Annotated in this window: 15 protein-coding genes; 13 read left to right on the top strand and 2 right to left on the bottom strand. The window is 64.7% G+C overall.

The features are described from left to right. Window positions 1–50: 50 nt before the first annotated feature. The 13 genes from fleN (at window position 51) to IN820_RS01090 (ending at window position 11334) form a co-directional block, all read left to right on the top strand. The gene (gene fleN, locus IN820_RS01150; protein ID WP_193679208.1) at window positions 51–878 is read left to right on the top strand and encodes a flagellar synthesis regulator FleN; all 828 of its coding nucleotides are present in this window, start codon (window positions 51–53) and stop codon (window positions 876–878) included. Between the two features lie 17 nt (window positions 879–895). Beyond that, window positions 896–1621, top strand: a complete 726-nt coding sequence (fliA, locus tag IN820_RS01145; RefSeq protein ID WP_376779345.1) for an RNA polymerase sigma factor FliA — start codon at window positions 896–898, stop codon at window positions 1619–1621. 74 nt (window positions 1622–1695) lie between these two features. Further along, the gene (locus IN820_RS01140) at window positions 1696–2070 is read left to right on the top strand and encodes a chemotaxis response regulator CheY (protein ID WP_193679206.1); all 375 of its coding nucleotides are present in this window, start codon (window positions 1696–1698) and stop codon (window positions 2068–2070) included. 20 nt (window positions 2071–2090) lie between these two features. Next, a complete protein-coding gene (locus tag IN820_RS01135) occupies window positions 2091–2882 on the top strand; it encodes a protein phosphatase CheZ (RefSeq protein WP_193679205.1) in 792 nt (263 codons plus the stop codon). Between the two features lie 11 nt (window positions 2883–2893). After that, window positions 2894–5101 carry a chemotaxis protein CheA gene (locus IN820_RS01130; protein WP_193679204.1) on the top strand — a complete coding sequence of 736 codons (2208 nt, stop codon included), beginning with the start codon at window positions 2894–2896 and terminating at the stop codon, window positions 5099–5101. 47 nt (window positions 5102–5148) lie between these two features. Then, window positions 5149–6261: a protein-glutamate methylesterase/protein-glutamine glutaminase gene (locus IN820_RS01125; RefSeq protein ID WP_193679203.1), complete on the top strand. Its 1113-nt coding sequence runs from the start codon at window positions 5149–5151 to the stop codon at window positions 6259–6261. Next, window positions 6261–7001, top strand: a complete 741-nt coding sequence (locus IN820_RS01120; protein ID WP_193679202.1) for a flagellar motor protein — start codon at window positions 6261–6263, stop codon at window positions 6999–7001. The genes IN820_RS01125 and IN820_RS01120 overlap by 1 nt, the downstream gene beginning before the upstream one ends. Window positions 7002–7007: 6 nt before the next feature. Next, window positions 7008–7844 carry a flagellar motor protein MotD gene (gene motD / locus IN820_RS01115; RefSeq protein ID WP_193679201.1) on the top strand — a complete coding sequence of 279 codons (837 nt, stop codon included), beginning with the start codon at window positions 7008–7010 and terminating at the stop codon, window positions 7842–7844. Window positions 7845–7918: 74 nt separating this feature from the next. Continuing rightward, window positions 7919–8707 (top strand): ParA family protein, encoded by a 789-nt coding sequence (locus IN820_RS01110; RefSeq protein ID WP_193679200.1) that lies wholly within the window; start codon window positions 7919–7921, stop codon window positions 8705–8707. Window positions 8708–8794: 87 nt separating this feature from the next. Further along, a complete protein-coding gene (locus IN820_RS01105; protein WP_193679199.1) occupies window positions 8795–9592 on the top strand; it encodes a CheW domain-containing protein in 798 nt (265 codons plus the stop codon). A gap of 85 nt (window positions 9593–9677) precedes the next feature. Beyond that, window positions 9678–10157 carry a chemotaxis protein CheW gene (locus IN820_RS01100; RefSeq protein ID WP_037042777.1) on the top strand — a complete coding sequence of 160 codons (480 nt, stop codon included), beginning with the start codon at window positions 9678–9680 and terminating at the stop codon, window positions 10155–10157. Between the two features lie 3 nt (window positions 10158–10160). Continuing rightward, window positions 10161–10574 carry a DUF2802 domain-containing protein gene (locus IN820_RS01095; RefSeq protein WP_193679198.1) on the top strand — a complete coding sequence of 138 codons (414 nt, stop codon included), beginning with the start codon at window positions 10161–10163 and terminating at the stop codon, window positions 10572–10574. A 319-nt stretch (window positions 10575–10893) separates the two neighbouring features. Continuing rightward, window positions 10894–11334: a rhodanese-like domain-containing protein gene (locus IN820_RS01090; RefSeq protein ID WP_193679197.1), complete on the top strand. Its 441-nt coding sequence runs from the start codon at window positions 10894–10896 to the stop codon at window positions 11332–11334. Here the strand turns inward: IN820_RS01090 and IN820_RS01085 are convergent. Both IN820_RS01085 and fliK read right to left on the bottom strand, forming a co-directional pair. Then, the gene (locus IN820_RS01085; protein ID WP_193679196.1) at window positions 11315–11647 is read right to left on the bottom strand and encodes an EscU/YscU/HrcU family type III secretion system export apparatus switch protein; all 333 of its coding nucleotides are present in this window, start codon (window positions 11645–11647) and stop codon (window positions 11315–11317) included. The genes IN820_RS01090 and IN820_RS01085 overlap by 20 nt on opposite strands. Beyond that, window positions 11644–13173, bottom strand: coding sequence for a flagellar hook-length control protein FliK (gene fliK, locus IN820_RS01080; RefSeq protein WP_193679195.1), 1530 nt, complete (start codon window positions 13171–13173; stop codon window positions 11644–11646). Before fliK ends, IN820_RS01085 begins: the two co-directional genes overlap by 4 nt. Window positions 13174–13220 lie beyond the last annotated feature (47 nt).

Raw genomic sequence — 13220 nt, 5'->3', positions numbered from 1 at the left:
TCGGGCGCATCGCCGGCCGTGTGGCCCCAGCAAGATATAGGCGTGTGAACATGGGTATGAATCCCGTACAGGTGATTGCGGTGACCGGCGGCAAGGGTGGCGTCGGCAAGACCAACGTGTCGGTCAATCTGGCACTGGCGCTGGCCGATCTCGGTCGGCGTGTGGTTTTGCTCGACGCCGACCTGGGGCTGGCCAACGTCGATGTGCTGCTGGGCCTGACCAGCAAGCGCACCCTGGCCGACGTGGTCGCGGGCGAGTGCGACCTGCGCGACGTGCTGATCCAGGGCCCCGGCGGTATCCGCATCGTGCCGGCCGCGTCCGGCACGCAGAGCATGGTGCAGCTGTCGTCCCTGCAACACGCCGGCCTGATCCAGGCGTTCAGCGAGATCGGCGATGACCTCGACGTGCTGATCATCGATACGGCCGCGGGTATCGGCGACGCGGTGGTCAGCTTCGTTCGTGCCGCCCAGGAAGTGCTGTTGGTGGTCACCGACGAACCGACCTCGATCACCGACGCCTACGCGCTGATCAAGCTGCTCAACCGCGACTACGGCATCAATCGTTTCCGCGTGCTGGCCAATATGGCCCATGCGCCGCAGGAAGGCCGCAACCTGTTCGCCAAGCTGACCAAGGTCACCGAGCGATTCCTCGATGTGGCACTGCAGTACGTCGGTGCCGTTCCCTATGACGAAGCCATGCGCAAGGCCGTGCAGAAGCAGCGTGCAGTCTATGAGGCCTATCCGCGCTCCAAATGCGCACTGGCCTTCAAGGCTATCGCGCAGAAGATCGATACCTGGCCGTTGCCGGCGACGCCGCGGGGCCACCTCGAGTTCTTTATCGAACGCCTGATCAGGCCGGCCTCAGAAACCCACGAATGACAGGTGCCGGACCCGCTATGTACTACAGCAAGGCTCAGGCAAAGGATGCGCAGTACCGCCTGATCGATCAGTATGTCCCGCTGGTCAAGCGAATCGCTTACCACCTGCTGGCGCGTCTGCCCGCCAGTGTGCAGGTGGATGATCTGATCCAGGCCGGGATGATCGGACTTCTGGAGGCAGCGAAGAAATACGATGCCGGCAAGGGCGCCAGTTTCGAGACCTACGCCGGTATCCGCATCCGCGGCACCATGCTCGACGAGGTGCGCAAGGGGGATTGGGCACCGCGTTCGGTTCACCGTAATTCGCGCATGGTCAGCGAGGCGATTCGCGCCATCGAGGCGAAAACCGGTCGTGACGCTAAAGATCACGAGGTTGCGGCCGAACTTAAGCTGAGTCTCGATGAATATTACGGCATTCTTGGCGACACGCTGGGGAGCCGCCTGTTCAGCTTCGACGATCTGCTGCAGGAGGGCGAGCACGGCGAACTCCAGGAAGACGTTGGCAGCACCCACTCGGAACCCTTTCGCGATCTCGAAGATGAACGCTTCCAGCGGGCCCTGGCCGATGCCATCGCCAACCTGCCCGAGCGCGAGAAGCTGGTGCTGTCGCTGTATTACGACGAAGAGCTGAACTTGAAGGAAATCGGTCAGGTGCTGGGTGTCAGCGAGTCGCGTGTGAGCCAGCTGCATAGCCAATGCGCGGCGCGGCTGCGGGCACGCCTCGGCGAGTGGCGCGCCAATTGACCATTATTGCGGTATGACGTGCTCGGTTTGCTGAGGCATTTTGGGGACTTACGGAGGTCGACTTGGACAAGAACATGAAAATCCTCATTGTCGATGACTTCTCGACGATGAGACGGATCATCAAGAACCTCTTGCGTGATTTGGGGTTCACCAATACCGCCGAGGCGGACGACGGCACCACCGCGCTGCCGATGCTCAAGAGTGGCAGCTTCGACTTCCTCGTCACCGACTGGAACATGCCTGGCATGAGCGGCATCGATCTGCTGCGCATCGTGCGCGCCGATGAGCGTCTCAAGCACCTGCCGGTGCTGATGGTGACCGCCGAAGCCAAGCGTGACCAGATCATCGAGGCGGCCCAGGCTGGGGTCAATGGTTATGTGGTCAAGCCTTTCACGGCCCAGGTGCTCAAAGAGAAGATCGAAAAGATCTTCGAGCGCGTCAACGGCTGATGTAACGCCGCGAGGGCACTATGGCGCACCAAGACGACAGCATGACCGAGTTCGAAACGACCCTTAAGTCCCACGCCCATCAGTTGGTCGACTGCCTCGAGCGGGGTCGCTTCGACGAAGCGGTACTGATGATTCACCAGCTCAACCAGGCGCGTGACCGCGGCCTGTACCAGGAAGTCGGCAAGCTGACACGCGAGCTGCACAGCGCCATCGTCAAGCTGGAAATAGACACGTGCGAGGCGCGCGAGACGTCGCAGATCACCGACGCCACCGATCGCCTGTCCTACGTGGTGGACATGACCGAGAAAGCGGCCAACCGCACCATGGATCTGGTCGAGGAATGCGTGCCGCTGGTCAACTATGTCAGTTACGAGGCCCAGAGCCTGACGGCCGACTGGCAGCGGTTCATGCGGCGGGACATGAAGGCCGAGGAGTTCCGCGAGCTGGTCCCGCGTATCGATCAGTTTCTCAAGCGCAGCATGAACGATGGCAGCCAGCTGTCGCAGAACCTGCGCGAAATCATGCTGGCCCAGGATTTCCAGGATCTCACCGGTCAGGTGATCAAGCGGGTCACCCGGCTCATTACCGAGCTGGAAAGCAACCTGCTGAACCTGGTGCTGATGGCCGGGCAGGTGGATCGCTTCGCCGGCATCCAGCATGACCACGCCCAGTTGCGTGCCGATCAGTTGAAGCAGAAAGAAGAAAAAGAACCTTCCAAGGGTGAAGGTCCGCAGATGCATGCCGATATGCGTGAGGATGTCGTTTCCGGCCAGGACGACGTCGACGATCTGCTTTCAAGCCTGGGCTTTTAGGGGATGTGAATATGAGCTTCGACGCCGATGAAGAAATCCTCCAGGATTTCCTGGTAGAGGCCGGCGAGATTCTCGAACTATTGTCAGAGCAACTCGTGGAGCTGGAGCACAGCCCCGATGACATGGCGTTGCTCAATGCGATTTTTCGCGGTTTCCATACGGTCAAGGGCGGCGCAGGTTTCCTCCAGCTACACGAGCTGGTGGAGTGCTGCCACATCGCCGAAAACGTCTTCGACATACTGCGCAAGGGCGAGCGTCGCGTCGATTCCGAGCTGATGGACGTCGTGCTGCAAGCGCTGGACGCGGTGAATGCGATGTTCGCCCAGGTGCGCGAGCGCGTCGAACCGACGCCGGCTTCCCCGGAGCTGCTCGCCGCCCTGGCGCGCCTGGCCGAGCCGGCTTCGGCCGAAGTGGCCGCGGTGGCGACACCGGAGCCTGCTGCCGAGCCGACCGTCGATGCGGCCGATGACGAATTCGAGCAACTGCTCGATGCGATCGAGGCTCCCGCTAGCGAAGCGGCCGAGCCGGGCTCCGCCTCCGACGAGATCACCGACGACGAATTCGAGTCGCTGCTCGATCAGTTGCATGGCAAGGGGCAGTTCTCCGCCAGCCCGAGCGCTGCTGCGGTGGTCGAGGCGCAGCCGGTCGCCGTGCCGGCCAGCGACGAGATCACCGACGACGAGTTCGAAGCGTTGCTCGACCAGTTGCACGGAAAGGGCAAGTTCGAGCCTGCCAGCGCAGCTGTCGCGGCGGCGGAGCCGACGCTCGAATCCGGCGGCAGCTCCACGAGCGACCATATTACCGACGACGAATTCGAAGCCTTGCTCGATCAACTGCATGGCCCGGGCAAGTTCGAGCCCGCCAGTGTTTCGTCCGGCTCCGCGCCTGTCGCCGAGCCCGCTCCGGTAGCGCCGGCCAAGCCCGCCGCCGCTGCCGCGCCGACCGCTGCGGTCAAACCCGCGCCGGCCAAGGCGGCTCCGGCGGCACCAGGCAAGGCCGCTGCGCTGAGCAAGCCGGCGGCGCCCGCTGTTGCCGAGAAGACCTCGGCCGAAGCCGAAACCACGGTGCGGGTGGATACCGCGCGTCTCGACGAGATCATGAACATGGTCGGCGAACTGGTGCTGGTGCGTAACCGCCTGGTGCGCCTCGGCTCGAACAGCGGCGACGAGGCCATGGCCAAGGCGGTTTCCAACCTCGACGTGGTGACGGCCGACCTGCAGAGTGCGGTGATGAAGACGCGCATGCAGCCGATCAAGAAGGTCTTCGGGCGCTTCCCGCGCCTGGTCCGCGATCTGGCACGCAGCCTGAAGAAGGAAATCAACCTGGAGCTGGTCGGCGAGGAAACCGACCTCGACAAGAACCTCGTCGAAGCGCTCGCCGATCCGCTGGTGCACCTGGTGCGCAACGCCGTCGACCATGGCATCGAGATACCCGAGGAACGCGAAGCCGCCGGCAAGCCGCGCACCGGCCGGGTGGTGCTTTCCGCCGAGCAGGAAGGCGACCATATCCTGCTGGTGATCAGTGACGACGGCAAGGGCATGGACGCCAACGTCCTGCGCGCCAAGGCCGTCGAGAAAGGCATGCTGGAGAAGGACGCCGCCGATCGCCTGAGCGACCTGGAGTGCTACAACCTGATCTTCGCGCCGGGTTTCTCGACCAAGACCGAGATCTCCGACGTGTCCGGCCGTGGGGTCGGCATGGACGTGGTCAAGACCAAGATTTCCCAGCTCAACGGTACGGTCAATGTGTTCTCCTCCAAGGGCCAGGGCTCGAAGGTTGTGATCAAGGTGCCGCTGACCCTGGCGATCATGCCGACCTTGATGGTCATGCTCGGCGAACAGGCATTCGCTTTCCCCTTGGTCAACGTCAACGAGATCTTCCACCTCGACCTGTCGCGCACCAACGTGGTGGACGGCCAGGAGGTGGTCATCGTGCGCGACAAGGCGCTGCCGCTGTTCTACCTCAAGCGCTGGCTGGTCCAGGGTGCGGCCCGGGAAGTGCAGCGCGAGGGGCATGTGGTCATCCTCAGCGTCGGCAATCAGAGCATCGGCTTCGTCGTCGACCAGTTGGTGGGTCAGGAAGAGGTGGTGATCAAGCCTCTGGGCAAGATGCTGCAAGGCACGCCCGGCATGTCCGGCGCGACCATCACCGGCGATGGCCGCATCGCCCTGATCCTCGATGTTCCCAGCATGCTCAAACGTTACGCACGCAGGATTTGATAGTCAGGCGGCGCCCGCGGGGCGGGCGCTGCCGCTAGGAGTGATTTATGGCAGTCAAGGTCCTGGTGGTGGACGATTCCGGCTTCTTCCGCCGGCGCGTCACGGAAATCCTTTCCTCGGATCCCAATATCCAGGTCGTCGGCACCGCCACCAACGGGCGCGAGGCCATCGACCAGGTGCTGGCGCTCAAGCCGGACGTCATCACCATGGACTATGAAATGCCCATGATGGACGGCATCACGGCGGTGCGGCAGATCATGCAGCGTTGTCCGACACCGGTCCTGATGTTCTCCTCGCTGACGCACGAGGGCGCGCGGGTAACCCTCGATGCGCTGGATGCCGGCGCGGTGGATTACCTGCCGAAGAACTTCGAGGACATTTCGCGCAACCCGGACAAGGTCAAGCAACTGCTGTGCGAGAAGGTTCACACCGTTTCGCGCAGCAATCGTCGCTACGGCACCTTCAGCTCGAGCGCCAGCGCTGCGCCGACGTCGTCGCGTGGCGCCGGGCTGACGATGGCCACGCCTGCCGCACACGGCTCGAGTGGCGCAGCGTCGGCCCCGGCGGCACCGGCACGTTCCGCCGCGCCCAAGCGCAAGGCTTACAAGTTGGTCGCCATCGGTACCTCGACCGGTGGCCCGGTGGCGCTGCAGCGGGTGCTGACCCAACTGCCGGCCAGTTTTCCGGCGCCCATCGTGCTGATCCAGCATATGCCCGCGGCCTTCACCAAGGCCTTCGCCGATCGACTGGACAAGCTCTGTCGCATTCGGGTCAAGGAAGCCGAGGATGGTGATGTGCTGCGTCCGGGTCTCGCGCTGTTGGCGCCCGGCGGCAAGCAGATGATGATCGACTCACGTGGCACGGTGCGCATCCTGCCGGGCGACGATCGGCTCAACTACAAGCCCTGTGTCGATGTCACCTTCGGCTCGGCGGCCAAGTCCTTTCATGGCAAGGTGCTGGCGGTGGTCCTGACCGGCATGGGCGCGGATGGTCGCGAGGGCGCACGCCTGCTCAAGCAGAGCGGTAGCCAGGTCTGGGCACAGGACGAGGCCAGTTGCGTGATCTATGGCATGCCCATGGCCGTGATCAAGGCCAATCTCAGCGACGCCGTCTACGACCTCGACGATATCGGCCGCAATCTTGCCGAGGCGTGCATCTGATGGATGTGCTCAGCCTCATCGGGCTGGTGCTGGCGTTCGTCGCCATCGTCGGCGGCAACTTTCTCGAGGGCGGACACATATCGGCCCTGCTCAACGGACCGGCGGCGCTCATCGTGCTCGGCGGCACCCTCGGCGCCGTCCTGCTGCAGACGCCCATCGCGGTATTCATGCGGGCCATGAGCATTGGCCGCTGGATCTTCGTGCCGCCGCGCATCGACCTGGCGCGCGGCATCCTTCTGGTGACCGCCTGGAGCAATACCGCACGCAAGGAAGGCCTGCTCGGGCTCGAGCCGGTCGCCGAGACCGAGCCCGATCCATACGCGCGCAAGGGCTTGCAACTGCTGGTCGACGGCGTTGAGCCGGAGGTCATTCGCAGTGTTCTCGAGGTGGACCTCTACACCCAGGAAAGCCGCGACCTGCGGGCGGCGAGAGTCTACGAGAGCATGGGCGGCTACTCGCCGACCATCGGCATCATCGGCGCGGTGATGGGGCTGATCCATGTCATGGGCAACCTGGCCGATCCCGGTCAGTTGGGCCGCGGTATCGCCGTGGCGTTCGTCGCCACCATCTACGGCGTCGCGTTCGCCAACCTGCTGGTGCTGCCGGTGGGCAACAAGCTCAAGAGTGTGGTGCAGCGCCAGACGGCCTATCGCGAGATGCTGCTGGAGGGGGTGTTGTCCATCGCCGAGGGCGAGAATCCGCGCTCCATCGAGATGAAGCTGCAAGGCTTCATGGACTGAACGGCCATGGCCAGACGCAGACAGCCCGAAGAGCATGAAAATCACGAGCGCTGGGTGGTGTCCTACGCGGACTTCATCACGCTGCTGTTCGCCTTCTTCGTGGTGATGTACTCGATTTCCTCGATCAACGAAGGCAAGTACAAAATCCTCTCCGAATCGCTGATCGGCGTGTTCAGCCAGACCGATCGTTCCATCAAGCCGATCCCGGTGGGCGAGGAGCGACCGCGCACCACCGAGCCGAACGTGTCGGAGGTCGACGATCCCGCCGCTGGGCAGGACGGGGACCTGGCGCTCGATCCGCTGGAAAGCATCGCCCAGAGCATGCGTGAGGCGTTCGGCGACCTGATCGGCAGCGAGCAGTTGACCGTGCGCGGCAACGAGCTGTGGGTGGAGATCGAGCTCAACTCCAGCCTGCTGTTTCCCAGCGGCGATGCCTTGCCCAATGACCAGGCCTTCGAACTGATCGAGAAGGTCGCCGGGATTCTGGCTCCTTTCGACAATCCGATCCATGTCGAGGGGTTCACTGACAACCTGCCGATCAGTACCGACAAGTTTCCGACCAACTGGGAGCTCTCAGCCGCGCGCGCCGGCAGCGTGGTCCGCATGCTCGCGGCGCAAGGGGTAAACCCCTCGCGACTGGCGGCGGTAGGCTACGGCGAGTACCAGCCGGTGGCGGACAATGCGACTGCCGAAGGCCGCGCGCGCAACCGGCGGGTGATCCTGGTGGTGTCGCGCAACCTCGACGTGCGTCGCAGCGTCAGCGGTGTGGGCAGTAGCAATGCCAGTCCGGATGCGGCCCTGCGTCGGGCTGGCACACAAACTGCACCGCCTGCGGCCAGGTAGGCGCTGCAGGCGCAGTCGTCAAAACACCGTCGTCGTGCCCGGTACGGCAGGGCAAGCCGGTCAGGAACTGAGCAATGAGAGTCTGGGCTGTAGCCAATCAAAAGGGCGGGGTGGGCAAGACCACCACGTCGATCGCGCTGGCCGGGCTGCTTGCCGATGCCGGCAAGCGGGTCGTGGTGCTGGATCTCGATCCGCATGGGTCGATGACCAGCTATTTCGGCCATGATCCCGACAACCTCGATCACAGCGTCTTCGACCTGTTCCAGCATCAGGGCACCGTCCCCGAGGGGCTGCCCTGGCAACTGCTGCTGTCGACCAGTCACGAGCGCATCTCGCTGCTGCCATCGAGCACCGTGCTGGCGACCCTGGAGCGGCAGTCGCCCGGGCAGAACGGCCTGGGCCTGGTCATCGCCAAGAGCCTGTCGCAGATGTGGCAGGACTTCGACTACGCGATCATCGACAGCCCGCCGCTGCTGGGCGTGCTGATGGTCAACGCGCTGGCTGCCAGCCAGCAGCTGATCATTCCGGTACAGACCGAATTCCTCGCGATGAAGGGCCTCGAACGGATGGTCGGCACGCTGGCGATGATCAATCGCTCGCGCAAGCAGGCGCTCCCTTATGCCATCGTGCCGACGCTGTTCGACCGCCGTACCCAGGCTTCGATGAATACGCTGAAGGTGCTGCGCGCGAGCTATGCGGACAACCTCTGGCCGGCGTTCATTCCCATCGACACGCGTCTGCGCGACGCCAGCCGTGCCGGCCTGACGCCATCGCAGTTCGATTCGGGAAGCCGCGCGGTGCTCGCCTACCGGGCGTTGCTCAAGCATCTGCTGGCGATACAGCCCTCGCCGCAGGTGGCTTGAGATGATGCCGGCGGCCAGCGTCAGCGGCTCAAGTTTGTCGCGTGCGCGGCCGATAGCCTGTTCAGATTTTCATCACGAGTTGGTTCCATGAGTCGCACCGTCCTAACCGAAACCCGATCCCAGCAGGCACTGCAGTCCTATCTCGACGCGCTGCTGCAGGACGCGGCCATCGAGCTGGCGGAATCGGTCAGCCAGGACGAGTTCCAGGCCGCCGTGCTCGAGGAACGGCTGCGTGATACCCGTCGCGATGCCCCGGCGCTCGAAGTGGTCCAGCCCGAGGTGGTTGCGCCCGTCGAGCCCGAGCTCCTGTCGGCGCCCGTCGTGACGCTGGTGGAGCCGGTCGCCGAGCTGGATACCGCGCCGCGGGCCGAGGGCGAGCCGCCACGGCCCAAGGCCGGCGGGCAGCCGGAGTGGGGCGAGGCGCCCTTCGAGTGCCTGCTGTTCGACGTGGCCGGCCTGACGCTGGCGGTGCCGCTGGTCTGCCTGGGTTCCATCTATCCGCTGGCCGGGCATGAGCTGACGCCGCTGTTCGGCCAGCCCGACTGGTTTCTCGGCATACTGCCGAGCCAGGCTGGCAACCTGAAGGTGCTGGATACCGCGCGCTGGGTGATGCCCGATCGCTACCGCGAGGACTTCCGCCAAGGCCTGCAGTACGTGATTTCGGTGCAGGGGTACGAGTGGGGGCTGGCGGTGCATCAGGTCAGCCGTTCGATTCGCCTCGACCCGCGCGAGGTCAAGTGGCGCACGCAGCGCAGCCAGCGGCCGTGGCTCGCCGGTACGGTGATCGAGCACATGTGCGCGCTGATGGATGTGACGGCGCTGGCCGAACTGATCGCCAGCGGCGCCGTCAGGCAACTGAAGGCGGTGCCGGGTCAGGCACGTTGAACCAGGCAAACGAGGGTCGCGCCGATGGTGCGGGCCAAGAACGATAGAATCGACCGCCATTGCGGTATTTGAAGAAGGTGGGGCTATGAAGATGACGTCTGCGCAGGGTTCCGATGATCCTGTCCTGCAATGGGTGACCTTTCGTCTGGACAACGAGACCTACGGCATCAATGTGATGCAAGTCCAGGAAGTGTTGCGCTATACCGAGATCGCGCCGGTTCCGGGTGCGCCGAGCTATGTCCTGGGTATCATCAATCTGCGCGGCAACGTGGTGACGGTGATCGATACCCGCCAGCGTTTCGGCCTGGCTCCGGCGCCGGTGTCGGACAACACGCGCATCGTGATCATCGAGGCGGATCGTCAGGTGGTCGGCATCATGGTCGATAGCGTGGCCGAGGTCGTCTATCTTCGGCAGTCGGAGATCGAAACCGCACCGAACGTCGGCAACGACGAATCGGCCAAGTTCATCCAGGGCGTATGCAACAAGAACGGCGAGCTGCTGATACTGGTCGAACTCGACAAGATGATGAGCGAAGAAGAATGGGCGGAACTTGAGAGCATCTGATACATGCTGATCGCGTCGCTGGTCGCATCGCTGATTGCGCTGGCCTTCTGCTGCCTTGGGCTGCTGGGCTTCTGCCTGTGGCTGCTCAGGCGCCAGCGGCTGCTGGCGGAGCAGCAGGGCCAGCGCGATGCCGTCCGCGACAAGCGCATCAAGGAGCTGAGCAACCGCCTGGACACCTATCTCGACGGCAGCGTGCGCATGGGTGACGAGCTGCGCGAGCTGAGCCGCCTGGTCGCGCCGCTACCGGACAAGCTCACCCAGCTGGAACAGCGCGACCCCAACAATTTCTCCTTTTCCCAGGCCGCCAAGCTGGTGGGGTTGGGCGCCAGCGTCGACGACCTGACGCAATCCTGCGGTCTCTCGCAATCGGAGGCCGAACTGATGAGCAAGCTGCACCAGGCGCGCAAGAATTCCTGATTCCCTGGCCCGGCCCGTAGGGAGCGTGCCACGCGGCGATAGGCCGTAGGTTGGGTTGAGCTCCGCGAAGCCCAACGAGCGGAGTGTCGGGCGACGTTTCGGTGTGATGTTGGGCTTCGGCGCTGCGCGCCTCAACCCAACCTACGAATTTGCCAAAAGATCGGGCCGGAGCTCCCACAAAAACAGCCAGCCCACACCGCCCCCTGCCGGATAGTACCGATACCAGCAGGAACCTCCATCGCCCTCGACTTTCCAATTTCCTACATGGGCCGGTTTTACCGGGCCCGACCGGGTCCCGTTGCGGGGCGAGGAGGGCGATATGCGGCGTGTTCTGATCCTGATGCTTTTCATCGTTCCGCTGGGCTTGCAGGCCGCAGAGGCGCCGCGGGACGTCGATGGCGCACTGACGGTCAACGTCTTCCAGGCCAAGCGACTGCACGAGCTCGGCGCCGTGTTCATCGACGTGCGGCCCGGTCGCGAGTGGCTGTGGGGACACGTCGAAGGTGCGGTGCACTTCGACCTTGCCAGCGATTTCATCAGCCTGGCCGGTTCGGAATGGCCGCGCGAACTGCCGCTGGTGATCTACTGTGACAGCGAAGTCTGCCCGCGCAGCGCGCAAGCGGCGCGCATGGCCGTTGCCTGGGGGTATCAGCGGGTGTTCTACTTCCGCGAAGGCTACTTCGCCTGGCAACTGCACGATTTCCCCCAGGTGACGGCGGCGGACGGCGCGTTCACCACGCTCAACGCCCGGGCCCACTGAGCAGGGGCAGCGGCGGCGGTGCCGGGGCATCGCCGCCAGCGTCGAACCCGGGCGGACATTTGCCCTTGAGATACCAGGCGAAGGCGATGATTTCGGCGATGGTCCGATACAGCGCCTCGGGAATCTCGTCGCCCAGTTCCAGGCGTGCGAGCAGCTTCACCAATTCGGCGTTCTCGTAGATCGGCACCTCGTGTTCGCGGGCGATGGCGAGGATGGCCTCGGCCAGTTCGTCGTCACCCTTGGCGGTCAGGCTCGGTGCGTTCACGCCGTCATAGCTGAGGGCGATTGCCTGGCGCGGGCTCTTGTCGTTCATGCGGTTTCATCCACGAAGCGTTGCTCCAGCGTGGTACGCGTCCCTTGTGGCGGGACGCCCTGGCGGCACGCCAGTTCGCCGACATCGAGCCCCGCGGCCTGAAGGCGATCGCGCAGGTGCGGGAGTTCGGCCGAGATCAGCTCCGCCGTGGCGCCGCGTTCCGCCCACAACTGGCTGGACAGCGTGCCGCGCAGCAACTGCGCCTGCACCTGGAGCGGGCCGAGTGGGGCGACATCGAAGGCGAGTTCGATCTTCCAGAGGGTTTCGACCGGTTCCTGGTCCTGCTTGGCGGGCGGGTCCTCGCGCTGCAGCTTGATCTGCAGCGGCACGATCTCGCGCTGGTCGCGCATCGGCAGTTCCAGTTGCCAGGTGGTGAGCAGGGCGCCGTCCGGGCCGACCTGGGTCTGGGCCAGGCTGGACAGCTGGTGGGTCTGCAGGCGTGAAACGGCCGCGGCGGCGAGCTTGAGCAGGAGCTCCAGGTCGGCTTCGTCCTCCAGGCCGGGTGGCAGCTTGCTGGGCAACGGAAAACCGACCGCCAACTGGCGCGGATTGCCCTGGCCCAGGGCACCCAGCGCATTGCGGGCGAAGGCCGGCAACGCCTGGCCGAGAGCGCCGCCGGCCTGCGCGCCGGACAATGGCGTGCTGCCGGGGAGGTTGGGCATCTGCGCCAGCAGGCGCAGCAGCGCCGCCTTCAGGTCGCCCTGCAGGCCGTCGGTCTGCCCGGCGAGCAGACGCGCCTCGAAGAACACGCCGCTGCGCGCCAGCGCCGCGGCCAGGGCCTTGGCATCGCCCAGCTGTTGCATCTCCGGAATCAGCCCGAGCAGCTTCTCGGCGGCACCGCGCAGCCCCTCGGGCAGTGTGCCGCCCATGCCTTGCAGCGCCTTGAACAGGCCTTCCAGCGACGCCTGGCGATTCTGCTGGGCGCCGAGTTGTTCGCTGAGATGCAACTGATCGAGGCGTCCGCTCAGCGGCAGGAACGCCAGGGATTGGCTGCCCTTGACCTGGGCGGTGAGCAGGCTGCCGAGGGGCAGGGGATTGCTTGAGTCGATGTTCAGCTTCTGCCCGGCCAGTGGCGAATTGAGCAGGCTGAGCACGACCTTGAATACCGTTTTTCCATCGTCGCCGGGCTGCTGGCTGGTCGCGACCACCCGGCCCTGTACCACGCTGCCAACCGGTAGTTGCTGCAGGTCGAGTGTTGAAACCGGCTGGCGCCCGGCCGGCTGCGGCGAGGCCTGCAGGCGGGTGTCGGAAAGCGCGGTGACGGCGTATGCCGTGCCGGGCGCCAGCGCCTTGTTGCTGCTGGCCTGGAGCGTTGCCTGGCGCCCGCTGCCCAGGGTGAGCCGCAGCACCAGCTGGAACGCCTGGGCGGCTTCCCTGATGCTGACCACTTCCGCCTCGGCGCTTTCACCGGCACTGAGCAGGCCCTGCATGGGCTGCAGCAGTTTCAACGCCAGTTCGCTGGCCGCGGCGGCCTGGCGCGGCGTGCTGGCTGGAGGCAGAGGTTGCGCACTCTTGATCTCGGTCATCTTTCCTCAAATGCTCTTACAACCTTTCGCGTTTGCGGCCTTCGGCG

The sequence above is a fragment of the Pseudomonas lopnurensis genome (genome assembly GCF_015070855.1).
Classification (GTDB): Bacteria; Pseudomonadota; Gammaproteobacteria; order Pseudomonadales; family Pseudomonadaceae; genus Stutzerimonas; species Stutzerimonas lopnurensis.
The sequence above is the reverse complement of the archived record's forward strand: the minus strand, read 5'-3'. Positions and strand labels throughout refer to the sequence as shown.